Raw genomic sequence first — 22899 nt, forward strand, 5'->3', positions numbered from 1 at the left:
TTCAGTACAAGTTGTCAGGCAACTTTATTAAGTTGTCCGATAAATCATAGGGCAAGCGTTTTTCCCGTGTCAAGCGCTGCAATCAGCGGTTCAATCGAATTGCTGGCGGCGCCCCGGGCGCGGGCGCGGGCCGTCGAAAAAAGCTCTGGAGACAGCATGATTTCGTTTGAAGGACAGGTCGCCGCCATTACCGGCGCGGGCAATGGCATCGGTCTGGCGACCGCGCGGCTGATGGCCGCCCACGGCGCCCGCCTGGTGCTCACCGACATCGACAAGGCGCGCCTGGACGAGGTGGCCGCGGAACTGGACCCCAGCGGCCAGCGGGTGTTGGTGCAGGCGCTGGACGTGTCCGCCTCGCACGATTGCGACCGGGTGCTGGAACGCGCCGCGCAGCATTTCGGCGGCATCGACCACCTGGTGCACTGCGCCGGCATCTATCCCGAGCAACTGGTCAAGGACACCAGCGACGAGGCCTGGAAGAAGCTGATGGGGGTGAATCTGGACGGCACCTTCTACGTGTGCCGCGCGGCCCAGCGCCACCTGCGCCAGAATGGCTCGGTCGTGCTGTTGACGTCGTTGGCGGCGCAGCGCGGCAGCTACGCCCATGCGGCGTACTCGGCGTCCAAGGGCGCGGTGCAGAGCTTCACCCGCAGCCTGGCGCTGGAACTGGCGCCGCAGATCCGCGTGAACGCGGTGGCGCCGGGCATCATCGCCACCTCCATGACGCACGACCTGATCGGCCAGAAGGGCGCGCAACTGCTGGAAAGCACGCCGTTGCGGCGCTTCGGCACGGCCGATGAAATCGCCGGCGCGATCGCCTTCCTGTGCTCGCCGCTGGCCGGTTTCGTGACCGGCGAGGTGATGCAGGTGAACGGCGGCATCTATATCGCGTAAAGTCTGAAACGGCCGCGCCCCTGCATCCGGCAAAATCCTATAATTTTCAAGGGCGTGGCGGCAGTGAAACGTCGAAAATTCCTATAACCACGGGCTGGCGCGCCCCAGGGTCCCTCCGGTGCGAGCCGCCTTCACGTTTTAACGATTCCTCATGCAGCCCATTCATCCTCAGGACCGGCGCGACCCCGAGCCGCAGCGCGGGGCGCCGAAACACTCGCTCTCGGCGGGCGTGGCCGACGCGCTGGCCGAACAGATCCGCCAGGGCACGCTGGCGCCCGGCGACCGCCTGCCCACCGAAAAGCAGCTGACCGAGCTGTATTCGGTCAGCCGCGCCGTGGTGCGCGAGGCGCTGGCGCGCCTGAAATCCGAAGGCCTGATCACCTCGCAGCAAGGCAGCGGCGTGTTCGTCGATCCCAATTTCCAGCGCAACGCCTTCCGCATTGCCGCGCCCACGCCGGGCGATAACCAGGACCTGGAACACATCCTGGAACTGATGCTGTCGATCGAAGTCACCGCGGCGCGTTACGCGGCGCAGCGCCGCAGCGATGCCGACCTGAAGAAGATGCGGCAGGCGCTGGTGGGCATGGAATACGCGCTGATCAACGACAAGCTGGGCGATGAAGAGGATTATCAGTTCCACCAGGCCATCGTGCAGGCCACCCACAACCCGCATCTGGTGGCGCTGAACGATTACCTGGAAGCGAATGTGCGGCGGGTCATCCGCAGCGCCCGCAACAACACGGCGCGCATGTATGCTGAGCGCATGGCGGCGGTGCAGAGCGAGCACCAGGCGATCTTCGCCGCCATCGAGGGCGGCGATTCCGATGCCGCCGGCAAAGCGGCCGAGCAGCATCTGCGCAATGCGGCCGACCGCCTGCGCCTGTTCCAGGCCGAGCGGGCGCCCCCGGTCTGAGCCTCAGGCGAAGGTCTGCTCCATTTCGCGGCGGAACTGCACGGCGGCCGCGCGCTCGTCGTATTCGACGTCGCTCCAGCGGATCGCCTGCGACTGCCGCACCGGGTGCTTGAGCTTGACCTGGTGCGACAAGCCTAGCGGCAGGTAGCCTTCGTCGACCGAGTCGCGCGCCGGCATCAGCCGGCCATACACGGTATAGCCGCCTTCGCCGTCGAGCAATTGGCCGGCCTGCAGGTCGCGCTTGGCGGTGGCCACCACGTCGCCATGCCAGCCGGCGGGCGCGCCGGTGGGCTCGCATCGCAGGCCGACGCTGGCCACGCTGATGCCCAGTTCCAGGCCGATCAGGTGATACGGCTTGTACATGGCGGTGTAGTTGCCGCTGGGGTCGGTGACCAGGCCATATTCCTTGAAGCAGCGGCGCACGTAGTCGCTGTCGGCGGCCAGCGTCACGTACACGCCCCAGCGCAGGTCGCGGAACACCGGCCGGCCGTCGCGTTCCAGCGAGGAAATCACTTCCACCTGGCCGCGATGGTGCAGCATGCCGCCGTCCGCGCGCGGCCGCAGCACCCGCGCCAGGTCGTCGACGCCGCAGGGCGGAAAATGCAGGCCGGAGGGCGAGGGCAACAGGCCGGTGGCATTGGCGACCGACGCCATTTCGATGGCGCTCTTGGTGCCGTCCAGGAAGCTGTTGAACACCTGCGCGTTAAAGTCGCCGGCGGCCACCATCTCGGCGGTGAAGCCGTAGTAGGGCCAGACGGTGTCGGGCGTGGAGGTATGGAATTCGGGCAGGTACTTGGTGCCCTTGCCGGCGGCCATCACTTCGAAGCCGGCGGCGCGGGCCCAGTCGACCATTTCGCAGATCAGCGCCGGCTGGTCGCCGTAGGCCAGCGAATAGACAATGCCGGCCTCGCGCGCGCGCCGCGCCAGCAGCGGGCCGGCGAGCGCGTCGGCCTCGACGTTGACCATGATGATGTGCTTGCCATGCTCGCAGCAGGCCAGCACGTGAGCGATGCCGGCCGCCGCTTGCCCGGTGGCGTCGATGACGATGTCGACGTCCGGGCTGGCGATGACCGCGTGGGGATCGTCGGTGAAATAGACCTTGCCCTGCTTGAGGGCGTCGCCGGTGCTGGCGGCGTTGAGCGCCGTGGCCGGCCAGCCGACCCGGGTCAGCGCGGCACGGGCCCGGTCGGGCGTCAGGTCGGCCACCGCTACCAGCCGCATGCCGGGCGTGCGGGGGGCCTGGCTCATGAACATCGCGCCGAACTTGCCGGCGCCCAGCAGCGCGACACGCAAGGGCTTCTGGTCGGCTTCTCGCTGCTTGAGCAAGCGGTGCAGATTCATGGTGCAGGCTCCTCCGGGGGGTGGGGATACAGCACCACAGAATAGTCCCAACCCCGGCCGCTGAACAGGGCCGGGCGCGGCCGCGCCGGCGCTGTCCCCGGGGCGTCATCGGGCCTCGGGCCGGCCTTGCCGCGCAGCTTTCATTCGTCTGCCGTATACAACTCACCCGCCAGGACGTTGCGCCAGTTGCGCCAGGTGATGCGGGGGCGGTCGGCGACGTCGCGGTTATAGGGGGCGTCGAACAGGATGTGCTTCCAGCGCGGCTGGGCCGCGCCCTGGATCAGGGGCTTGTCGTCGATCAGCAGGTGGCCGTGCACCAGGGTCTTGTCCTTGGTCAGGATCAGCCGGTTGGTGGCTTCGCGCCCCAGGTGTTTCTCGACCCACAGGTATTTCTCGGCCACGCAGTTCTCGAACTGCGACAGCGGCGAGGTGCAGATGCGCACGTCCATGCCCAGCGCCAGCAGTTCCTTCACGGCCTCCAGCGCCCCCGGCACCGGCGGCAGGTCGCGGATGAAACCGGGCGCGGTGTAGATGGCCTCGGCCATGCCGCGCAGCTCGGGCGCGTAGTCCTCGCGGATGTAGAAGGACTTGCGATCCTCGAACGCCACCGGCGCGATGTCGGGGTGACGCGCGCGCCAGGCGTCGATGAAGGCGTGTTCGAAGTCGGCCAGCACGCCGTCTTGGTCGAGCAGGATGATCATGGCGATCCTAAGTCGTTGCGACGCGCTCGATTGTGCCAGAGCGCCGGGCCCGGTCTCAGCCGGGTTGCGGCCGGGAGCGGGCGACGACGCGGTAGCGGCTGCCGCCGTCGGTGGATTCGGACGCCACCAGCACCATGCGGTCATAGCGCCAGGTCAGGGGCGGCGGGGCGCTGGCGGGCGGATCGTGGCGTTCGATGTTGCGCAGCAGCGTGACGTGGGGGCGGAAGGGTTGGGCCGGCGGGGCGAAGCCGAAAGCCGACAGCCACAGCCAGAGGCCGTCATGGCTGGCCTGCAGCCCATCTGGCGTCTGCGCCGGGCCGGCCCACAGGATGCGGGGGCGGTCGAAGACGCCGTACCGATCGAGGGTGACGCTGCCGGGTTGCAGGCGGTGGTAGGCCGTGGCGTCGATCAGTTCGTCGGCGATTTCGCGTTCCACCTGCCCCAGGAAGGCCAGCGTCATGTGCAGGGTTTCGGTGCGCATGGGGCGGCCGTGGCTGTGCGGCTGGGCCAGGGCCGCCCAGGTGGACAGCGTTTGTGCCATGGGCGGATCGGGCCACAGGGCATAGAAGAGGCGGGCGGTGGGCATGACGGAATTGTAGGGCGCATTGCGGCGGTGCCGCCGGCCCGGGGTCAGATGATTCTGAATCACGCGTGCCGCGGCCGGCCTGGCAGGCGTACCGGAATTGTCTGATTCAAGAACAGGGTTCCCATTGCTGTAATGCGTTTCGCACCGCAACACGCCTACGCCGATGCGGAAAGTTCCCTCTCCCTTCACTGAGTCAGACCAGAGCAATCCTATGAAGAACACCCTCCTGAGCGCCGCCATCCTGGGCGGCTGCGCTTTTTCCGCCGCGGCGTTCGCTGCCGATCCGCCCGCCCCGACCTACTCCTCTGGCGAGGTGCGTGGCCAGCTTGCCGTCGAGCTGACCATCGGCAAGGGCTGCGAAGTGATCAACGGCACCGTCAACGGCGCCAATGCCTTCGGCACGCTGAGCTTCGGCGAGGTCTCGTCGCTGGCGAACAACGTGATCGACGCGCAGGCCAAGGGCTCGGGCGGCGCCATCGTCAAGCTCAACTGCACCAAGGACGTGGCCTATCGCGTGTCGCTGGATGACGGCCGCCACTCGGCGGGCGCAGGCGCCCGGCGCCTGGCGCTGGTCGGCGGCGCCACGGATGCCTTTGTGCCCTACAACCTGTACCAGGACGCTGCCCGCAGCAAGGTCTGGGACAGCCAGAACCCGTACACCGGAACGGGTAGCGGCGCCGCCGAAGAGATGGTGGTGTATGGCCGCATCCCGACCATGAAAGAGACGCCCGCCTCCGGCAAGTACGCGGATGTCGTCATGCTGACCGTCAGTTGGTAAATCGCCTTTGAGGAGGGGGCCGGGCCAACGCCGCGAGCCCCCGATCACCATGTTTCCCCGCGCTCTACTTTCCCTCGTCTGCATGTGCGCCGCCAGCTCCGCCGGCGCGCAGAGTTTCGCGTATTCCGGCAACGCCACCCTGGGCGTGCGCGTCGTCATCGCCAACCTGTGTTCCGCCGGATCGGCGGGCGCGGGCAGCACCGCGATCGCGTTCGGCAAACTCGACTTCGGCACGCATGCCAGCCTGTCGAGCGCGTTGAGCGGCCGCGGCGGCGCGGGCCAGGCCGGCATACGGGTGCAATGCGCCGTCGGCGTGCCGTATCGCGTCGTGCTGGGCGCGGGCGACAACGACGCGGGCCCGCAACGCCGGTTGAAAGGACCCAGCGGCGCGTTCGTGCGCTACGGGCTGTATAGCGATGCCTCGCTCAGCCGGCCCTGGACCGAGGCCGCGCCGGTGGCGCGCGCCGGGACCGGCGCGGAAGAGGTGATCCCGGTCTACGCTGCGATTGAACCCCAGGCCACGCCCGCCGCCGGTGTCTATCGCGACACCGTCAAGGTGACGATCCAATGGTAAGCGCGCCGCCTCGCCGGCGCCGGGGATGGGCGCTGGCCTTGCTGGCATGCGCCCTGGCGCATGCCTCGGATGGCCGTGCCGAGACCGTCACGCAGGTGCTGACGGTGCGCGCGGCGATCACGCCCGGTTGCTGGTTCGGCACCAGCCGCACGCCGTTGCTGTCGCTGGGCACGATCGACTTCGGCACGGTGCCGCGCCTGGACAAGGACGTGAAGACCAAATCGTCCGTCGGGGCCGGCACGATCGTGATGACCTGCACGCCCGGCACGCAGTTCCGGGTGGACATCAACGACGGCAGCAACACCAGCGGGATGCTGATGTGGTACTCCGGCCGGCAATTGAAGCACGCGGCCAGCGGCAATGTACTCAAGTACGACCTGTATCGCGACAGCGGTTACAGCCAGCGCTGGGGCACCGGCGGCGAGGGCGTGCAGATGACCGCGACGGGTGGGCCCGTTGAACTTCCCGTCTACGCCAAGTTGCAGAGCACGACGACCCAGCCTACGCCGGGCGTCTACACCGACGACCTGATCGTCACCGTCTACTACTGAGCATGTTTTCCATGAAATCCCTTGTCCGCCTGACCGCCGCGGTGATCGCGCTGTGCCTGACCGGCACGGCCTTCGCGGCCGCCTCCATTCTCGTCTGGCCCATCGACCCGGTTATCGAACACGATGATTCCGGCGCGGCGATCTGGCTGGAGAACAACGGCAAGTCCGCCTCCCGCATCCAGATCCGCGCCTTGCGCTGGACCCAGGCCAATGGCGCCGATGAGCTGGTCGCCCAGGACAGCATCGTGGTCAGCCCGCCCGCCGCCGAGATCCAACCTGGGCAACGCCAGCTACTGCGTCTTATCCGGACCGTCGCGGTTCCGCCAGGCAAGCAGGAAGCCTATCGCATCCTGATCGACGAGATTCCCGGCGATAGCGGCGCGGCCCCGGCCGGCGACGGCAGCGGGCGGCACGGCCAGGCGCCGCAGGCAGCAGCCGACGGGGGCGCCGGACTGGCTTTCCAACTGCGCTACTCCGTGCCCCTGTTTGTCAGCGGAGAGGGCGCCTGGACGCGCGAGGACCTCCGCAAGCATCCGGACCCGAAGACCGCCGCGCAGCCGGTACTGACCTATTCGGTGCAGAACAAGGCTGGCCAGCGCTGGCTGGTCGTGCGCAACAGCGGCGCCGTCCATGCGCGCCTGTCGCAGGTCGGCTACACGCTGGCAGGGCGTGAGGTCTGGACGGTGCCGGGATTGCTCGGCTACGTCCTGCCCGGCGCCGAAATGCGTTTCGAAGTTCCCGCCGCGGTCCAGGCTGGCGGTGTGCTGAAGGCGCACGTCAACGCCGATCGCGAAGCCCGCGTGATTGCTGCCCGTTGAACCAATCGTGAATCCTGTCCGCCAACGTCTCTCGTATCGCCATATGGCATGCGCCGTCCGTCGCCTTGCCGCCCTGTCGCTGGCGGCCGCCGGCTGGGCCGCCCACGCGCAGGGCGCGGCGGCGGCCTTCTCGATGCCGGATGGCGTGCTGTATCTCGATGTCCTGGTCAACGGCAAGTCGGTGGGGCCGGTGCAGCGGGTGGATTACCGGCAAGGGCACTATTACCTGCCGGCGTCCGTGCTCAAGGGCGTGGGCGTAAAGGTGGAAGCGCCTGGGCAGGACCCGGTGGCGGTTGACCAGATTCCCGGGGTGCGGGTGGAGCTGGACAACGCGACCCAGCAACTGGCGGTCACCGTGCCCTCGGAGTGGTTGCCGCGGCAGGTCGTGGACATGGACGCGCGTGAACAGGCATCGTTGCCAGCCGCCAGCTCCACCGGCGTGCTGGTGAACTATGACGCGTATCTGAACCGGAACCGGCGCATAACCGCGCTGTCGGTGTGGAGCGAACAGCGGCTGTTCAGCCCCTATGGCGCGGTGTCGTCGACCGGTACGTGGCGCGGCACCGTGAAGGGGGAGGCGGGAGCCGGTTCACCGGGCTTCATGCGCTACGACACGCAATGGCGCTACAACGATCCCGCCACCATGAACAAATATGTGGTGGGCGACCTGATTACCGACGCCCTGGCCGACTCCAGCTCGGTACGCATGGCGGGTTTGCAGTTCGGCCGCAATTTCGCCACGCGCCCCGACCTGGTCACCTATCCCGTGCCGCAGTTCGCCGGCCAGGCCGCGGTGCCGACCGCTGTAGACCTGTTCATCAATAACTACCGGATGGGTACGCAACAGGTGGACCCGGGCCCATTCACGCTGCAAAGCCTGCCCTATATCAATGGCGCCGGCACCGCGACGGTGGTGACGCGTGACGCGCTGGGTCGCGAGGTCAGTCAGGAAGTGTCGTTCTACGTGTCGAACGACCTGTTGCGGCCGGGCCTGTCCGACTACAGCGCCTCCGTGGGATTCCTGCGCCGGCGCTATGGCGTGGCTTCTTTCGATTATGGCGATCTGGCGGCCAGCGGGGTGTTCCGGCGTGGCTTGACGCCCGGATGGACCGCGACCGGCTGGGCGCAAGGCGCGCCGGGCTTTGCCGCGGGCGGTATCGGTTCGAATGTGCAAATGGGCGTTTTCGGTGTGTTGAACGCCACGGCCGCGGCCAGCCATGCCGCGGCGGGCAGGGTCGGACGGCCGCTCAGCGGCGAATGGGGGCCGCGGGCCTCCTACGAAGCGCTGCTCGGGCGCGGCACGGGCGTCGCGACCACCGACTACAACCGGGCTGCGATGAGCGGCGGACAATGGTCGCTCGGCTATTCATACGCCAATCAACGCTTCAGCGTCGGCCTGCGCCATACGCGGCGCGACGAAGGCTTTGCCAATCTGGGCTTATATCGCAGCGCGGGCCGCCTGGCCCGCCAGGAAAATCAGGCCACCGCCAGCGTTTCGCTGGGGCGCTACGGCTCGGTGGGCATGGGGTGGTTCGACATGAACTACGGACCCGGCCAGCGCACCCGCCTGCTCAACCTGTCGTATGGCGTGGCGCTGGGACACGGCGTCAGCCTCTATACCAGCGCCAACCGCGAGATCGGCTCTCCCGGTTACAGCGCGCAGTTGTCGTTGTCGATCTCGCTGGGCGATGGGACGTCGGCCAGCGCCGGGGCCACCCGCGACCGCGAAGGCCGCCGCACCGAACAGGCCAACTACATGAAAGCCGCGCCGCTGGCCGGTGGCATCGGCTGGAGCCTGGGGGCGAGCCATAGCGCCGCCAGCAGTGTCTACAGCCAGGCCGAGGTCAACTGGCGCACCCAGCGCTTCGACCTGCGCAGCGGCGTCTACGGTCCGGCGGGCGACCTGTCGCAATGGGCGCAATTGGGCGGTTCGATCATCGCCATGGATAGCGCGCTGCATCTGTCGCGCCCGGTGACGGATGCCTTCGCGCTGGTGTCCACCGACGGCTATGCCGGCGTGCCCGTGAGCTTCGAGAACCAGTATGTGGGCGATACCAACGCCAGCGGCCATTTGCTGATTCCGTCGGTCACGTCCTGGTACGCCGCCCATTTCGAGATCGATCCGGTGAACCTGCCGGCGGATGTGAAGATTCCCGTCGCCAAGACCGAGGCCGCCATTCGCGACGGCAGCGGGCTGTTGCTGCGCTTCCCCGTCGAGAAATTGCGGGCAGGAGTGTTTGCGGCGATGGGCGCAAATGGACGGCCAATCGCCGCCGGCAGCCGCGTTCAGGCGGACGGCAAGGACGTCGCCTGGGTCGGCCGCGAGGGCGAGGTGTACCTGGAAACGCTTCCCGCCACTCCGATCCTGCGGATCATCCCGGCCGATGGCGGCCCCGCGTGCCAAGTATCGCTCGGGTCCCTTCCGCCGCAGTCCGGCATCGTCCGGCTCGGCTCCCTTTTCTGCCAATGAGTCCACTCATCATGCGCCTCAAGATCCGATCCTTGCTGTCCTTCTTCGTCCTGATGGCCGGCCTGGTCGCAGGCGCCCAGGCGGCCGAGAACTGCCAGGGCGGCACCGCGCCACCAGTCAACTTCGGTGCCTTTTTTTCCTGGGAACTGTTCAAAAGCCAGAACTCGCGGCAGTTCGATTCCAGCTTCCAGTGCAACTTCTTTTCGCTCATCAATCTGGGGACGAATTCCGAGCTCAAGGTGACGGCGCAAAGCGCCGGTAACGGTGCGATGAACGCCCTATTTGGCCTGACCCGGTTGTCGTACAAGCTGTACAGCGACGCGAAGGGCACCGTCAACCTGCCGTTCGGTCAGCAAGTCAGCATACCGCAGGGGGGGTTGAGTTTCCTGGGAATGGGCGGATCGGTCGGAGGTAGCGTGCAGCTCTTTTTGGAGACGCAGGCCGGCGCGGTGCCTGTCGCGACGACCTACACTGATACCATCACCCTGAAATGGGAATGGGGCTATTGCTCGCTGGGAGCGCTCGGCGTGTGCGCGCCGTTCTCCTGGCACAGCGGTACGTCGATCACCACCGTCAATGTGTCGCTCGACGTGCGCAAGTCCTGCGCCTTCAACGGCGCCACGGCCACGCTGAACTTCGGCGCGCAGCCGCTAGTGTCGATGTTCAAGCCGTCGACCGCCAATCTTGGTATCTACTGCACCGCGCTGGCGCCGTACAAGCTGTACATCGGCGATGGGGAAAACGCCGTCAACGGCATGCGCAGGATGAAAGGGCCGGGCGATAACTATATCGAGTACCAGCTATACCAGCCCGGCACGGATATCGTGATCGCCGCCGGCACCCCCCTCAGTGGGATGGGGCTGGGCAGCTTTCAGCCGGTTGCCATCGAAGGACGCATCAATACCAAGCAGGCCGATGTGCCAGTGGGTGACTACATCGATCGGCCGATCATGGTGATCGAGTATTGAGGCGGCGCCTAGCTGGGCGCTTGAGGGGGGGCATGACCGCGAGGCAAGGGGGGTCGGCAAGCGCCGCCCCCCTTGCCGGGCATCACGGATTGGCTGCGACCGTCTCGGCGCCCGGAACGGGGTTGCCCCAGCCGCCGCCGATCGCGCGAATCAGATCCACCGCCGACCGCGCCTGTTCCCCGCTCAACTGCACCGCCACGCGTTGCTGCAGCAGCACGCTGCGGTCCGCCTCGATCACGTCCAGATAGCTGATCGAGCCTTCGCGGTATTGCGTGTGCGACAGCTTGGCGGCGCGGGCCGACGCTTGCACCGCCGCGTCCTGCGCGCGCGTCTGGTCGGCCAGGATGCGCAGGTTGGCCAGGTTGTCCTCGACCTCGCGGAACGCGTTCAGCACCGTCTGGCGATACATCGCCACATCTTCCTCGTAGACCGCGCGGGCGCGGTCCAGCCCGGCCTGGCGGCGGCCGCCGTCGAAGATCGGCATCGACAGCGCGGCGCCGACCAGCGGGCCCAGCAGGAACGTGCGGCTCGACCATTGGAACAGGTTGCCCAGTTCCGACGATTCATAGCCAAAGGCCCCGGTGATGTCCAGGCGCGGGAAGAACGCCGACTTGGCGGCGCCCACGCGGGCGTTGGCGGCGGCCATGGCGCGTTCGGCCGCGGCGATGTCGGGGCGGCGTTCCAGCAGCGTCGAGGGCAGGCCGGCCGGAATCGACAGGGCGACCTTCTCGATCGGCTTGGGCGGCATGGCGAATTCCGACGGCGCGCGGCCCAGCAGCACGGCCAGCGCGTGTTCGCCGGCGGCGCGGCGGCGGTCGATGCCCAGCGCCTCGGATTGCGCCGAGGCCAGTTCGGCCTTGGCGCGCGCCAGGTCCAACTCGCTGATGTCGCCCGCGTCGTAGCGACGCTGGATCAGCTGCAGGGTCTCGCTGCGCAATTGCACCGTCTGGCGGTACAGCGCGGCTTCGGCGTCCTGCTCACGCACCAGGAAGTAGGTGCTGGCGACGTCGGCCTGCAGCGCCAGCAGCACCGAGCGGTACAGCGCCTCGCTCTGTTGCGCGTCGGCGGTGGCGGCATCGGCGGTGGAGGCGACGCGGCCGAACAGGTCGGCCTCGTACGACACCGTGCCTTGCGCGCGCCAGGTGGTGGACGGCTGCGTCGGCGTGCCATCGGGCAGGCCTTGCGACACCGCCGAGGGGCGCTGGCGGCTGGGGCCGAAGCCGGCGTCCAGGCTGGGGAAGAAGCCGGCGCGGGCCTCGCGTTGCAGCGCGCGCGCCTGCGCCAGGCGGGCGGCGGCGGCCTGCAGGTTCTGGTTGGCCTTTTGCGCTTCTTCCTGCAATTGGTTCAGGCCGTCGTCGCCGAACACCTTCCACCATTCGCCGCGCAACTGTTCTTCCGAGGGTTGGGCGGGTTTCCAGTTGCCCGCCTCGGAGGCGGGCAGGGCGGCTTCCTTGTAGGCCGCCGGGGTGGCGGCCGCGGGCCGTTCGTAGGTCGGGCCCACCGCGCAGCCGGCCAGCACGAGCAGGACGGCAAGCAGGGCGGAACCGCGGATCAGTCTTTTGGTCTTCATGACGATTCTCTTGGGGGCGCGCCCCGCCATGCGGGACGGGGCGCGCTGGCTGTTTTTCCAGGCCGGATCAGGGGTTGTGCTGCGGGGCGGGCGGCGCGTGCGGGTCGATGTGCGGCACGCACACCGGCGCTTCATGCGGCGCGGCCGAGTGCAGCGTCTTGCCCCCCAGCGAACGCAGCAGCACGTAGAACACCGGCGTCAGGAACAGGCCGAACAGGGTCACGCCGAGCATGCCGAAGAACACCGCGACGCCCATGGCGTGACGCATCTCCGAGCCGGCGCCGGACGACAGCACCAGCGGCACCACGCCCATGATGAAAGCGATCGACGTCATCAGGATCGGACGCAGGCGCAGGCGGCTGGCCTCGATCGCGGCTTCCAGCGGCTTGCGGCCGTTCATCTCCAGCTCGCGGGCGAATTCCACGATCAGGATCGCGTTCTTGGCCGACAGCCCCACCAGCACCATCAGGCCGATCTGGGTGAAGATGTTGTTGTCGTTGCCCGTCAGGTAGACGCCGGTCAGCGCCGCCAGGATGCTCATCGGCACGATCAGGATCACGGCCAGCGGCAGGGTCAGGCTTTCATACAAGGCGGCCAGCACCAGGAACACCAGCAGCACGCTGATCGGGAACACCCACAGGCCGGCGTTGCCCGCCAGGATCTGCTGGTAGGTCAGGTCGGTCCACTCGAACTTCACGCCGCGCGGCAAGGTCTCGGCCGCCACGCGCTCGGCCGCGGCCTGCGCCTGGTTGGTCGAGTAGCCCGGAGCCGGGCCGCCGTTGATGTCGGCGGCGGTATAGCCGTTGTAGCGCACCACCATTTCCGGGCCGAAGGTCTGCTTGACCGTCACCAGCGACGACAGCGGCACCATCTCGCCAGCGGCATTGCGCGTCTTGAGCTGCAGGATGTCGTCGGCGTGGGCGCGGTACGGCGCATCGGCCTGGGCCCGCACCTGGAACACGCGGCCAAAGCGATTGAAGTCGTTGACGTACATCGAACCCAGGTAGATCTGCATGGTGTCGAACACTTCCGTCACCGGCACACCCAGCTGCTTGGCCTTGACCCGGTCCAGGTCGACGTCCAGTTGCGGCACGTTGATCTCGTAGCTCGAGAACGCCGGGCCCAGTTCGGGCGTCTGGCGGGCCTTGGCCAGGAAGGCCTGCTTGGCCTTGTCCAGCTCGGCATACCCCAGCGCCGCGCGGTCTTCCAACTGCAGCTTGAAGCCGCCCAGCGTACCCAGGCCCAGCACCGGCGGGGGCGGGAACACGGCAATGAAGGCATCCTGGATGGCGCTGAACTTCTGGTTCAGCGAACCCGCGATGGCGTTGCCCGACAGCGCCGCGCCCTTGCGTTCTTCGAACGGCTTGAGGGTCACGAACACGATGCCGGCGCTGGAACTGTTGGTGAAGCCGTTGATCGACAGGCCCGGGAAGGCGATGGCGCTCTGCACGCCGGGTTCCTTCAGGGCGATGTCGCTCATGCGGCGGATCACGTCTTCGGTGCGGTCCAGCGAGGCGCCGTTGGGCAACTGCGTGAAGCCGATCAGGTACTGCTTGTCCTGCGCCGGCACGAAGCCGCCGGGCACCAGGTACGACACGCCGATGGTGGCGGCCACCAGCACGGCATAGACGCCCATGGCGCCGGCCTTGCGGCGGATCACGCCGGACACGCCCACGCCGTAGTTCTCCGAGGCGCGGCCGAACATGTTGTTGAACCAGTTGAAGAAGCGGCCGAACACGCGGTTCATGCCACGGGTCAGCCAGTCCGGCTTGTCGTGGTGGCTCTTGAGCAGCAGGGCCGACAGGGCCGGCGACAGCGTCAGCGAGTTGAAGGCCGAGATCACCGTCGAGATGGCGATGGTCATGGCGAACTGTTTGTAGAACTGGCCGGTCAGGCCGGTCATGAACGCCAGCGGCACGAACACCGCGCACAGCGTCAGCGCGATGGCGATGATGGGCCCGCTCACCTCACGCATGGCGCGATAGGTGGCGTCGCGCGGACTCAGGCCCGCGGCGATGTTGCGCTCGACGTTTTCCACCACCACGATCGCGTCGTCGACCACGATCCCGATGGCCAGCACCATCCCGAACAAGGAAAGCGCGTTGATCGAATAGCCGAACATCAGCAGCAGGCCGAAGGTGCCGACGATCGACACCGGCACCGCCAGCAGCGGGATGATGGAGGCGCGCCAGGTCTGCAGGAACAGGATCACCACCAGCACCACCAGCGCGATGGCTTCCAGCAGCGTGTGCACCACGGCCTCGATGCTGGAACGCACGAACTGGGTCGGGTCGTATTCGATGCGGTATTCCACGCCCGGCGGGAAGTCCTGGGCCAGCTCGGTCATGGCGGCGCGCACCTGCGAGGACACCTCCAGCGCGTTGGCGCCCGGCGATTGCATGATGCCCATGCCCACCGCCTGCTTGTTGTCCAGCAGCGAACGCAGTCCGTATTCCTGGGCGTCCAGTTCCACGCGGGCCACGTCCGACAGGTGCGTCACGGCGCCGTCGGGCGAGGTCTTGAGGATGATGTCGCGGAATTCCTCTTCGGTCTGCAGGCGGCCGCGCGCATTCACGTTCAGCTGCAGCGGCACGTCGCCCTGGGTCGGGGACGCGCCGATCACGCCGGCGGCGACCTGCACGTTCTGTTCGCGGATGGCGGCCACCACTTCGCTGGCCGTCATGCCGCGCTGCGCGACCTTCTGCGGGTCGAGCCACACGCGCATCGAGTAGTTGCCCGCGCCCCACACCGTGACTTCACCCACGCCGGTGATGCGCGCCAGGCGGTCCTTGATGTTCAGGATCGCGTAGTTGCGCAGGTAGGTGATGTCGTAGCGGTCATTGGGCGAGATCAGGTGCACCACCAGTGTCAGGGTGGGCGAGCTCTTGGTGGTCGTGACGCCCAGCCGCTGCACGTCCGGCGGCAGGCGCGGCAGCGCCTGCGACACGCGGTTCTGCACCAGCTGCTGCGCCTTGTCCGGGTCCACGCCCAGCTTGAAGTTGACCGTCAGCGTCAGGTTGCCGTCGCTGTTGGCCTGCGACTGCATGTACAGCATGTTTTCCACGCCGTTGATGGATTCCTCCAGCGGCGAGGCGACGGTTTCGGCGATGACCTTGGGGTTGGCGCCCGGGTACTGTGCGCGCACCACCACCGAGGGCGGCACCACTTCCGGGTATTCCGAGATCGGCAGCTGGAACATGGCCAGCAGGCCGCCCAGCAACACCAGCACGGACAAGACCCCGGCAAAGATCGGCCGGTCGATGAAGAATTTCGAGATATTCATGAACGTTCTCGTTCTGCTTTGCGGTTCACCGGCGGCTTAGTTGACGGCCGCGGTCTTGACCGGGTTGCGTTGCGCCGCGACCATGGGCACCACGGTCGGGCTTACGGCATCGCCGGGGCGCACGCGCTGCAGTCCATTGACCACGATGCGTTCGCCGGCGGCCAGGCCGGCGTCCACCACCCGCAGGCCTTCCTGGTTGGCGCCCAGCTTGACCTGGCGGTAGTTGGCGTGATTCTTGTCGTCCAGCACCAGCACGTAGCGCTTGTCCTGGTCGGTGCCGATGGCCTTTTCGTCGATCAGCACGGCGCTGCGCGGTTCGCTGCCGCCCAGGCGGATGCGGGCGTACAGGCCGGGCAGCAGGGTGCCGTCGGCGTTGTCGAACTCGGCGCGCACGCGGATGGTGCCGGACGTGGTGTCCAGGCGGTTGTCCACCGATTGCACGAAGCCGGTGCGCGAATAGCCTTCCTCGTTGGCCAGGCCCAGTTCGACCGGCACCGAGCCGGCCTTGTCGTTGCGGGCGGGGTTCACGTACTTCAGGAAGGTCTGTTCGTCGACGTCGAACGAGGCGTACATCTTCGAGACCGACACCAGCGTGGTCAGCGGCACCGAGGCGGCGCCGGCGGCGACCACGTTGCCGACCGTGACTTCGGCGCGCGAGACGCGGCCGGTGACCGGCGCTTCAATGCGGGTATAGCCCAGGTTGAGCTTGGCGTAGTCGAGCGCGGCCTGCGCGCCCTGCAGATTGGCCGCGGCCTCGCGGGCGGCGTTCTGCTTTTCCTCGAAATCGCGGCGCGCGATGGCGTTGTCGGCCAGCAGGCGCTTGCCACGCGCCAGTTCGGTGGCCGTGTACGAGGCGCGGGCCTTGGCGGCGGTCAGCGCGGCGGCGGCGCGGTCGACTTCGGCGGCATAGGGGCGCGGGTCGATGGTGAAGAGGACGTCGCCTTTCTTGACGATGCTGCCGTCCTTGAAATGCACGGCGGTCAGGGTGCCGGAGACCAGCGGGCGGATATCCACCCGGTCAATGGCCTCCAGCCGGCCGGAATAGCGCTGCCAGTCGACGATGGTCTTGCTGACCACTTCCGCCACTTCGACCGGAGGCGCGGCGGGCGCGCTCTGCGCCTGGGCCGCATTGGCGCCGGCGGGGGCGCGAAGCAGGGCGTAGCTACCGCCGGCCGCGATGACGGCCGCGAAAACGACGAGCACAGCAATACGATTACGCGAAACCATGATGTTCCTTGAGGTTGGTGTCGGGGTGAAGCGCGCTGGCCAGGACCGCGAGGGGGCGGGAGGGCGGCGGGGGCGGGCATCGCGGCGGGGCTGTCAGTCCTGAAACACCGATGTCATATTGCAGTGCAACATGCGGGGTGATTACCCTTCCCTGGTGAAATCCGTCTTTTTGGGGACGGATTTTGCCGGGATCGGAATCTGAGGATTGACAGGCCCTGGGATGGCGCCGGGCGGCACGGGCACTTCAAGATGGTTTGCATTCTGAATGTTTTGCCCGCGCGGATAAACCTGTCTATCTCGGCAACACTGTTCGACAGAATTGTCTAATCCAGGCCGAATTCGGGTTATGCTCCGTACACCCCGACCCAATTGCCCTAAAAGGACACCGTCGCCATGGACCGTTTTCAGGCTATGCAGGTGTTTGTGCGCGTCGTGGATGCCAATAGCTTCACCCGGGCGGCCGACAGCCTCTCGCTTCCGCGCACCACCGTCACCACCATCATCCAGAATCTCGAACGCCTGCTGGGCGTGCGCCTGCTCAACCGCACCACCCGCCGCATCGGCCTGACGCCCGACGGCGCCGGCTACTACCAGCATTGCGTGCGCATCCTGGCCGATGTCGAGGAAACCGAGGCCTGCTTCCAGGAAGCGGCGCTGCGCCTGAAGGGCCGGCTGCGCATCGACGTGCCGACCTGTATCGGCCGCTTGATCCTGATCCCCTCATTGTGTGATTTCCACGACAAGTATCCCGATGTCGAGCTGGTGCTGGGGATGGGCGACCGTCCCGTGGATATGGTGCAGGAGGCCGTCGACTGCGTCATCCGCGCCGGCGACCTGGAAGACTCCAGCCTGGTGGCGCGCCGCATCGGCACGCTGCAGACCGTGACCTGCGCCTCGCCGACCTACGTCGCGCGCCATGGCATGCCGCAGACCATCGAAGAACTGCGCAATCACCACGCGGTGCATTATTTTTCGAGCCGCACCGGCCGCAACTGCGCCTGGGACTTCAAGATCGACGGCAAGCACCAGGAAGTGGACATGCGCGGCACCGTGGCGGTGAACGAAGCCGGCGCCTATCTGGATTGCGGCCTGAAGGGTTTCGGCCTGATCCAGGCGCCGCGCTACATGGCGCTGCCCTATCTGCAGTCGGGGGAACTGATCGAAGTGCTGCCGCAATGGAAGCCCAGCGCCACCGCGATCTCGGTGCTGTATCCGCAAAGCCGCCAGCTCTCGCCCAAGGTGCGCGCCTTCGCCGACTGGGCGGCGGAACTGTTCGCCAGCTGCCCGCTGCTCAGCGGCCGCGACGAAACCGATCCGGCCGCCGCCAGCTGCGGCGTGTTCCAGCAGCGCCAGGTCAGCCAGGCCAGGCAAATGGCCATGGCCGGCGTGGCCGCCGCCAACGAGCCCATGCCGCGCCGCCGCACCGCGCGCGAAGAGGCCGCCGAATACGCCTTGTAGCCGTCAATCGTGCCGGTCGGCGTGGCGGGCCCCGGGGGCGCGCCGCGCCGGCAAGTCGCCGGCAAAATCCCGAAACACCGGGAAACCCCGTAGTAAATACAGGGCTGGTGTCCTTCGTGTGTTTCGAAACGTCTGTATAGTCCGACAGTCAAAGCCTCAACGCATTCTCTGTCGATCCGCGCTATGCAGCCTGTACTCCCCGCTTATCTGATCGCCCGTTGGCTTTTGCTGCTCGTCCTGCTGGCGGGGGTGTACTTCCTCAGCGGTTTCCTGGTGCCCGCGCTGGCCGCGCTGATCATCGGCCTGGCCAGTTGGCCGCTGTACCAGCGCCTGGTGGTGCGTTGCGGCGGCCGCACCGCGCTGGCCGCCTCGCTGGCGTTGCTGATGGTGATCGTGGTGCTGATCGTGCCGCTGTCGCTGGCGCTGTCCTACGCCATCAAGGAAGCCAGCACGTTCTTCGCCTGGGCCATCGCCGCCAACCGCCACGGCGTAGAGGTGCCCAACTGGATCACCTCGATGCCGGTGCTGGGCGACCGGCTCTCCGAATACTGGCAGGCGTACATTGGCCAGCCGCATGCGCTGGGCGCCCTGGTCGAGGCCGTCAGCGGCGAACACCTGGGCAATATCTACCGCATGGTGCTGGCCGCCACCGGCAACGTGTTCCAGCTGCTGCTGACGGTGCTGTTCATGCTGATCACGCTGTTCTTCGTCTACAAGGACGGCATGCGCATGGTGGCGCAACTGGACGTGCTGGGCGAACGCATCCTGCCGGCGCGCTGGCAGCGCTTTTCGCGCGTGGTGCCGGCCACCATCAATTCCACCGTCACCGGCATGGGCCTGATCGCATTGGGCGAGGGCCTGGTGCTGGGCGTTGCCTACTGGGTTGCCGGCGTGCCCTCGCCGGTGCTGCTGGGCGTGGTCACCGGCTTCATGGCGCTGATCCCGGGCGGCGCGCCGCTGTCGTTCACGCTGGTGTCGCTGTACCTGGTGGGCTCCGGCCACGTGGTGGCGGGCATCGCCCTGATGGTGTGGGGCAGCGTCGAGCTGTTCATCGTCGACAAGACGCTGCGGCCGCGCCTGGTAGGCGGCCCGGTCAAGCTGCCGTTCCTGCCGACCTTTTTCGGGCTGGTGGGCGGGGTCAAAACCATGGGCCTCGTCGGCCTGTTCGTCGGCCCTGTGCTGATGGCGCTGCTGGTGGCCGTATGGCGCGAATGGGTGCACCACGAGGAAGTCGAGCGCGACACGGCCCGGATCAAGGCCGCGGCGCCGTCCAACAAGACCGCGGCCGGCGGCTAGCGCGGCCTTGGGGCGCGGATGGCGGCAACGCCGCTGCTGACTCGGCAAGCGGGCCTGCGTTCCGGCCGCGTGGGGTTTGGGTGTAATCTAGCGCTCCCCGCGCCCGCCGGCGCCTCGTCCGGCACGCGCCTGCCCTGTGCGCAGACGCTTTGCAGCTTACGCCGCGGGGTCTGAGGGTTGGCAGGTTCAGCATGTCCCGGTCATTGCAAGAAGATGAGTTGGCGGTCCTGCGCGAGCAGGGTTTCGTGGTCGCGCGCCAGTTCGCGGACCCGGCGCGGGTCGCGGCGCTGCGGGCATTGGCCGAGCGCCATCTGCGCGAACACGTGGCACCGATCGAATACGAAGCGGATCTGCGCTATCCCGGCGCGCCTGCGTCGCGCGAGGCGGCCGGCGGCCTGACCGTGCGGCGCCTGCTCGGCGCCTATGGCCGCGACCCGCTGTTCGCGCAATGGGCCACGGATGCGGCCATCGGCCAATCGCTGTCCCGTTATTTCGGCGAGACGCCGGTGCTGTCGACCGTGCATCACAACTGCGTGATGACCAAGCACCCGGCCTACGGCAGCCTGACCGGCTGGCACCAGGACATCCGCTACTGGTCGTTTTCCGACACGGACCTGGTGTCCTGTTGGCTGGCCCTGGGCGATGAAACCTGGGACAACGGCGGGCTGTCGTTCATTCCCGGTTCGCACGCGGCAGCTTTCCAGCCGGCGCAATTCGATGCGCAGAAGTTCTTCCGCGACGACGCGCCGGAGAACGCCGCATGGATCGCGCGCGCCGTCTGCCCCGAGTTGCGCGCCGGTGATCTGGTGTTCTTCCATTGCCGCACCTTGCACGCGGCCCAGGGAAACCGCAGTGACCGCGTCAAGCTGTCGCTGGTGCATACCTACTATCCGCAGTCCTGCCACCCGCTGCCGGGCACGCGATCGGCCAGCCAGCCGGGCGTACCGCTGGCCGGTTAGCGTGGCGCGCGCCGGCGCCATCAGCGGCGCCGGGCCAGCCACCACAGCAGCAGCACCGAGGCGCCGATGGCCGCCAGGTTGAAGCGCATCGCGCTGGCGAAAGCCTGGGCGTAGCGGTCGCCGAGGGCCGCGCCGGCCATGGCATCGAGCGTGCCGCTGAACAGCATGCCGGCGGCGGACACGCCCAGCGCCGCGCCCACCTGTTGCAGGGTGGCCACCACGCCCGCGGCCATGCCGGCCTGATGGTCGTCGACCAGTCCCAAGGCCAGATTGACCAGCGGCGTGTTGACCGCGCCTTGCGCCGCGCCCAGCCAGACCAGCGCGGGCACCAGCGACCACGGCGCGAGCGCGGCGCCGGCCGCTCCCACTTGCAGCATCAACGCGGCCGTGGCGCCGCCATACAGCAGCGCGGCCACGGTGACCGCGCGCGTGCCGAAGCGCGCCACCAGCCGCGGCGCCGCCATCGACCCGGCCACGAAGCCCACGCTGGCCGGCGCGAACACCGTGCCAGCCGTCAGCGCATCCACGCCCAGCCCGGTCTGCAACAGCAGGGCGTAGCACAGGAACATCGCACTGGCGGTGGAGAACACCAGCGTCACCAGCAGGCAGCCCGCCGCGAAACGCGGCTGCGCCAGCAGCGCCATGTCGATCAGCGGCACGCGGCCGGCGGCCCCGGCGCGGCGTTGCAGCCACACGAACAGCGCCAGCAATGCGACCGCCGCCGCGCCGCAGGCCAGCGTCCACGCGGGCCAGTGGCGCGCCGGCCCTTCGACCAGCGCCAGCAGCAACAGCCCCAGCCCCGCCCCGACCAGCGCCGAGCCGCCCCAGTCCATCGGCGCGCCGGCGGCGTCGCGCGATTCGGGGATGTGGCGCGCCAGCCGCCAGGCCAGCACGCCGAGCGGCACGTTCACCAGGAAGATCGTGCGCCACGCCAGGCCGAACAGGTCGGCATGCACGATCCAGCCGCCCAGCACCTGGCCGGCAATGGCCGCCAGCCCCAGCGTCATGCCGAGCAGGCCGAAGGCGCGCCGCCGCGCGTGGCCGTCGTAGCTGACGCGGATCAGCGCGTAGACCTGCGGGAACAGCATGGCCGCCGCCACGCCCTGCAGCACGCGCGCGCCGATCAGCGTGTTGGCGTCGGGCGCCAGTCCACATAGCGCCGAGGCCAGCGCGAAACCGGCCATGCCCAGCATGAACAGGCGCCGGCGGCCATGGCGGTCGCCCAGCCGGCTGCCGGCGATCAGCAGCACGCCATAGGCCAGTTCGTAGGCGACGATGATGAAGTTGATCTGCGCGAAGCTGGCCGACAGCGTGCGCTGCATGCTGGGGATGGCGACGTTGACCACGAACAGGTCGAAGATCGTGATGAAGCCGCCGGACAGCAGCACGGCCAGGCCGAGCCGGCCGGGGGTGGCGGGCTTGGCGGGTTTGGCGCAGGCATCGGGGCGGGGCGAGGGCAGGGTGGCGGAGGGCATGAACAGGCCTTCAGAGTGGGAATCGGCGCTATTCTGTGGGCTGTTCGAGCCTCATACAATTTAGCTGTTTATGCTATTACTGAAGGCAATAGTCCATGCCCCGTCCTGCCCTGCGTGACCCGGCCGCCGCGCCCCTGCCACCCGCGCGTCCCGACGCCGAGACAGGCGCCCAGCGCCTGGATCGCACCCGCGCCGACCTCGCCGAATTCCTGCGCCTGCGCCGCGAGCGTCTGAGCCCCGCCGCGTTGGGCCTGCCGGCCGGCGGCCGCCGCCGCACGCCCGGGCTGCGGCGCGAGGAAGTGGCGGCGCTGGCCGGCGTGGGCCTGGCCTGGTACACCTGGTTCGAGCAGGGCCGCAACATCAGCGTGTCGGCCACTTTCCTGGAGAACCTGGCGCGGGTGCTGAAGCTGGACGCGGCCGAACGGCGCCACCTGTACCTGCTGGCGCACCAACGCCCGCCGGCCGAGCCGGGCCGCACCTGGTGCACCGTGCCGCCGCAGGTGCGGCGCCTGATGGACGACCTGCCCGCGCGCCCCGCTTATGTCCTCAACCTGCGCTGGGACGTGGTGGCGTGGAACGCCGCCGCCGAACGCGTGTTCGGCTTCGGCGCGCAACCGGCCGGACGGCGCAACTTGCTGTGGATGCTGTTCGTGGCGCCGGCGATGCGGGATTTGTTCGTCGATTGGCCGGCGCAGGCGCCGGCCATGCTGTCCACGTTCCGGCGCGATTTCGCCTCGGCCTCGGGCGCGCCGGACATCACCGAACTGGTCGATGAACTCGAACGCGTCGCCCCCGAATTCAAGGCGTGGTGGCGCGAGCACGACGTGCATGGCGCCTGCATGGGCGTGCGCAGCCTGCGCCTGCCGGCGCTGGGCGAGGTGGCGTTCGAGCATGCCACCCTGTCGGTCGATGAAAGCCGCCATCTGCGCCTGGTGGTCTACGCGCCGGCGCCGGATGAACCGCTGGCCGCGGCCTTTGCGCGCTGGCTGGCGCGCAAGCCGCGCGCGGGCGCGCGTGGCTCCAGGGAATAGGCGCCG

At 68.1% G+C, this 22899-nt stretch carries 19 protein-coding genes; 12 read left to right on the forward strand and 7 right to left on the reverse strand.

From position 1 onward, the window contains the following. The first annotated feature begins 156 nt into the window (after window positions 1-156). Complete coding sequence (locus K2W61_RS10925) at window positions 157-894, forward strand: SDR family NAD(P)-dependent oxidoreductase (RefSeq protein WP_175141239.1); 738 nt, start codon at window positions 157-159, stop codon at window positions 892-894. A 151-nt stretch (window positions 895-1045) separates the two neighbouring features. Further along, window positions 1046-1807, forward strand: coding sequence for a FadR/GntR family transcriptional regulator (locus K2W61_RS10930; protein ID WP_175133000.1), 762 nt, complete (start codon window positions 1046-1048; stop codon window positions 1805-1807). Between the two features lie 3 nt (window positions 1808-1810). Here K2W61_RS10930 and K2W61_RS10935 read toward each other — a convergent pair whose 3' ends face one another. The 3 genes from K2W61_RS10935 to thpR all read right to left on the reverse strand — a co-directional run bounded on the left by K2W61_RS10935 (window position 1811) and on the right by thpR (window position 4435). Further along, window positions 1811-3148: an NAD(P)H-dependent oxidoreductase gene (locus K2W61_RS10935; protein WP_175141238.1), complete on the reverse strand. Its 1338-nt coding sequence runs from the start codon at window positions 3146-3148 to the stop codon at window positions 1811-1813. Window positions 3149-3288: 140 nt separating this feature from the next. Next, window positions 3289-3849 carry a 5'-3'-deoxyribonucleotidase gene (locus tag K2W61_RS10940; RefSeq protein WP_175132999.1) on the reverse strand — a complete coding sequence of 187 codons (561 nt, stop codon included), beginning with the start codon at window positions 3847-3849 and terminating at the stop codon, window positions 3289-3291. A 55-nt stretch (window positions 3850-3904) separates the two neighbouring features. After that, on the reverse strand, window positions 3905-4435 hold the full coding sequence (gene thpR / locus K2W61_RS10945) for an RNA 2',3'-cyclic phosphodiesterase (protein WP_175132998.1): 531 nt from the start codon (window positions 4433-4435) through the stop codon (window positions 3905-3907). Window positions 4436-4646: 211 nt separating this feature from the next. On the opposite strand from thpR, the gene K2W61_RS10950 reads away from it, so the two are divergent. From K2W61_RS10950 to K2W61_RS10975, 6 genes are read left to right on the forward strand one after another with little or no spacing between them, the layout of a single operon-like run. Next, on the forward strand, window positions 4647-5213 hold the full coding sequence (locus tag K2W61_RS10950; RefSeq protein ID WP_175132997.1) for a Csu type fimbrial protein: 567 nt from the start codon (window positions 4647-4649) through the stop codon (window positions 5211-5213). Between the two features lie 49 nt (window positions 5214-5262). Then, window positions 5263-5787 (forward strand): Csu type fimbrial protein, encoded by a 525-nt coding sequence (locus tag K2W61_RS10955; RefSeq protein WP_175132996.1) that lies wholly within the window; start codon window positions 5263-5265, stop codon window positions 5785-5787. Further along, complete coding sequence (locus K2W61_RS10960) at window positions 5781-6338, forward strand: Csu type fimbrial protein (RefSeq protein WP_236755592.1); 558 nt, start codon at window positions 5781-5783, stop codon at window positions 6336-6338. The genes K2W61_RS10955 and K2W61_RS10960 overlap by 7 nt, the downstream gene beginning before the upstream one ends. 11 nt (window positions 6339-6349) lie before the next feature. Then, on the forward strand, window positions 6350-7156 hold the full coding sequence (locus tag K2W61_RS10965) for a fimbrial biogenesis chaperone (RefSeq protein WP_236755594.1): 807 nt from the start codon (window positions 6350-6352) through the stop codon (window positions 7154-7156). A 43-nt stretch (window positions 7157-7199) separates the two neighbouring features. After that, window positions 7200-9626, forward strand: a complete 2427-nt coding sequence (locus tag K2W61_RS10970) for a fimbria/pilus outer membrane usher protein (RefSeq protein ID WP_236755595.1) — start codon at window positions 7200-7202, stop codon at window positions 9624-9626. A gap of 11 nt (window positions 9627-9637) precedes the next feature. Continuing rightward, a complete protein-coding gene (locus K2W61_RS10975; protein WP_175141235.1) occupies window positions 9638-10594 on the forward strand; it encodes a Csu type fimbrial protein in 957 nt (318 codons plus the stop codon). Between the two features lie 82 nt (window positions 10595-10676). On the opposite strand, the gene K2W61_RS10980 is transcribed toward K2W61_RS10975, so the two are convergent. From K2W61_RS10980 to K2W61_RS10990, 3 genes are all read right to left on the reverse strand, one after another. Beyond that, a complete protein-coding gene (locus K2W61_RS10980; RefSeq protein WP_175141234.1) occupies window positions 10677-12164 on the reverse strand; it encodes an efflux transporter outer membrane subunit in 1488 nt (495 codons plus the stop codon). A 67-nt stretch (window positions 12165-12231) separates the two neighbouring features. Continuing rightward, window positions 12232-15447: an efflux RND transporter permease subunit gene (locus K2W61_RS10985; RefSeq protein WP_175141233.1), complete on the reverse strand. Its 3216-nt coding sequence runs from the start codon at window positions 15445-15447 to the stop codon at window positions 12232-12234. A 36-nt stretch (window positions 15448-15483) separates the two neighbouring features. Further along, entirely contained in the window at window positions 15484-16674 is a 1191-nt protein-coding gene (locus K2W61_RS10990) for an efflux RND transporter periplasmic adaptor subunit (protein ID WP_175132989.1), read from the reverse strand. A 393-nt stretch (window positions 16675-17067) separates the two neighbouring features. Between K2W61_RS10990 and K2W61_RS10995 the strand changes: the two genes are divergently transcribed. The 3 genes from K2W61_RS10995 (at window position 17068) to K2W61_RS11005 (ending at window position 20387) form a co-directional block, all read left to right on the forward strand. Continuing rightward, entirely contained in the window at window positions 17068-18132 is a 1065-nt protein-coding gene (locus K2W61_RS10995; RefSeq protein ID WP_236755597.1) for a LysR family transcriptional regulator, read from the forward strand. A gap of 183 nt (window positions 18133-18315) precedes the next feature. Beyond that, the gene (locus K2W61_RS11000; protein ID WP_175132987.1) at window positions 18316-19428 is read left to right on the forward strand and encodes an AI-2E family transporter; all 1113 of its coding nucleotides are present in this window, start codon (window positions 18316-18318) and stop codon (window positions 19426-19428) included. 191 nt (window positions 19429-19619) lie between these two features. Then, the gene (locus tag K2W61_RS11005) at window positions 19620-20387 is read left to right on the forward strand and encodes a phytanoyl-CoA dioxygenase family protein (RefSeq protein ID WP_175132986.1); all 768 of its coding nucleotides are present in this window, start codon (window positions 19620-19622) and stop codon (window positions 20385-20387) included. A 20-nt stretch (window positions 20388-20407) separates the two neighbouring features. Here K2W61_RS11005 and K2W61_RS11010 read toward each other — a convergent pair whose 3' ends face one another. Next, on the reverse strand, window positions 20408-21862 hold the full coding sequence (locus K2W61_RS11010; RefSeq protein ID WP_236755598.1) for an MFS transporter: 1455 nt from the start codon (window positions 21860-21862) through the stop codon (window positions 20408-20410). 95 nt (window positions 21863-21957) lie between these two features. On the opposite strand from K2W61_RS11010, the gene K2W61_RS11015 reads away from it, so the two are divergent. Continuing rightward, on the forward strand, window positions 21958-22893 hold the full coding sequence (locus K2W61_RS11015) for a helix-turn-helix transcriptional regulator (RefSeq protein ID WP_236755600.1): 936 nt from the start codon (window positions 21958-21960) through the stop codon (window positions 22891-22893). Window positions 22894-22899 lie beyond the last annotated feature (6 nt).

Origin of the sequence: Achromobacter pulmonis, assembly GCF_021733725.1 — a bacterium.
GTDB classification, from domain to species: domain Bacteria; phylum Pseudomonadota; class Gammaproteobacteria; order Burkholderiales; family Burkholderiaceae_B; genus Achromobacter; species Achromobacter pulmonis.

What these genes read in the sequence shown, in the direction of transcription:
- K2W61_RS10950 (WP_175132997.1), top strand. Translation starts at nt 4,647, where the DNA reads ATGAAGAACACCCTCCTGAGCGCCGCCATCCTGGGCGGCTGCGCTTTT.
- K2W61_RS10990 (WP_175132989.1), bottom strand. Translation starts at nt 16,674, where the DNA reads ATGGTTTCGCGTAATCGTATTGCTGTGCTCGTCGTTTTCGCGGCCGTC.
- K2W61_RS10970 (WP_236755595.1), top strand. Translation starts at nt 7,200, where the DNA reads ATGGCATGCGCCGTCCGTCGCCTTGCCGCCCTGTCGCTGGCGGCCGCC.
- K2W61_RS10930 (WP_175133000.1), top strand. Translation starts at nt 1,046, where the DNA reads ATGCAGCCCATTCATCCTCAGGACCGGCGCGACCCCGAGCCGCAGCGC.
- K2W61_RS10965 (WP_236755594.1), top strand. Translation starts at nt 6,350, where the DNA reads ATGAAATCCCTTGTCCGCCTGACCGCCGCGGTGATCGCGCTGTGCCTG.
- K2W61_RS11005 (WP_175132986.1), top strand. Translation starts at nt 19,620, where the DNA reads ATGTCCCGGTCATTGCAAGAAGATGAGTTGGCGGTCCTGCGCGAGCAG.
- K2W61_RS11015 (WP_236755600.1), top strand. Translation starts at nt 21,958, where the DNA reads ATGCCCCGTCCTGCCCTGCGTGACCCGGCCGCCGCGCCCCTGCCACCC.
- K2W61_RS10975 (WP_175141235.1), top strand. Translation starts at nt 9,638, where the DNA reads ATGCGCCTCAAGATCCGATCCTTGCTGTCCTTCTTCGTCCTGATGGCC.
- K2W61_RS10925 (WP_175141239.1), top strand. Translation starts at nt 157, where the DNA reads ATGATTTCGTTTGAAGGACAGGTCGCCGCCATTACCGGCGCGGGCAAT.
- K2W61_RS10960 (WP_236755592.1), top strand. Translation starts at nt 5,781, where the DNA reads ATGGTAAGCGCGCCGCCTCGCCGGCGCCGGGGATGGGCGCTGGCCTTG.
- K2W61_RS10985 (WP_175141233.1), bottom strand. Translation starts at nt 15,447, where the DNA reads ATGAATATCTCGAAATTCTTCATCGACCGGCCGATCTTTGCCGGGGTC.
- K2W61_RS11010 (WP_236755598.1), bottom strand. Translation starts at nt 21,862, where the DNA reads ATGCCCTCCGCCACCCTGCCCTCGCCCCGCCCCGATGCCTGCGCCAAA.
- K2W61_RS10995 (WP_236755597.1), top strand. Translation starts at nt 17,068, where the DNA reads ATGGACCGTTTTCAGGCTATGCAGGTGTTTGTGCGCGTCGTGGATGCC.
- K2W61_RS10940 (WP_175132999.1), bottom strand. Translation starts at nt 3,849, where the DNA reads ATGATCATCCTGCTCGACCAAGACGGCGTGCTGGCCGACTTCGAACAC.
- K2W61_RS10935 (WP_175141238.1), bottom strand. Translation starts at nt 3,148, where the DNA reads ATGAATCTGCACCGCTTGCTCAAGCAGCGAGAAGCCGACCAGAAGCCC.
- thpR (WP_175132998.1), bottom strand. Translation starts at nt 4,435, where the DNA reads ATGCCCACCGCCCGCCTCTTCTATGCCCTGTGGCCCGATCCGCCCATG.
- K2W61_RS11000 (WP_175132987.1), top strand. Translation starts at nt 18,316, where the DNA reads ATGCAGCCTGTACTCCCCGCTTATCTGATCGCCCGTTGGCTTTTGCTG.
- K2W61_RS10980 (WP_175141234.1), bottom strand. Translation starts at nt 12,164, where the DNA reads ATGAAGACCAAAAGACTGATCCGCGGTTCCGCCCTGCTTGCCGTCCTG.
- K2W61_RS10955 (WP_175132996.1), top strand. Translation starts at nt 5,263, where the DNA reads ATGTTTCCCCGCGCTCTACTTTCCCTCGTCTGCATGTGCGCCGCCAGC.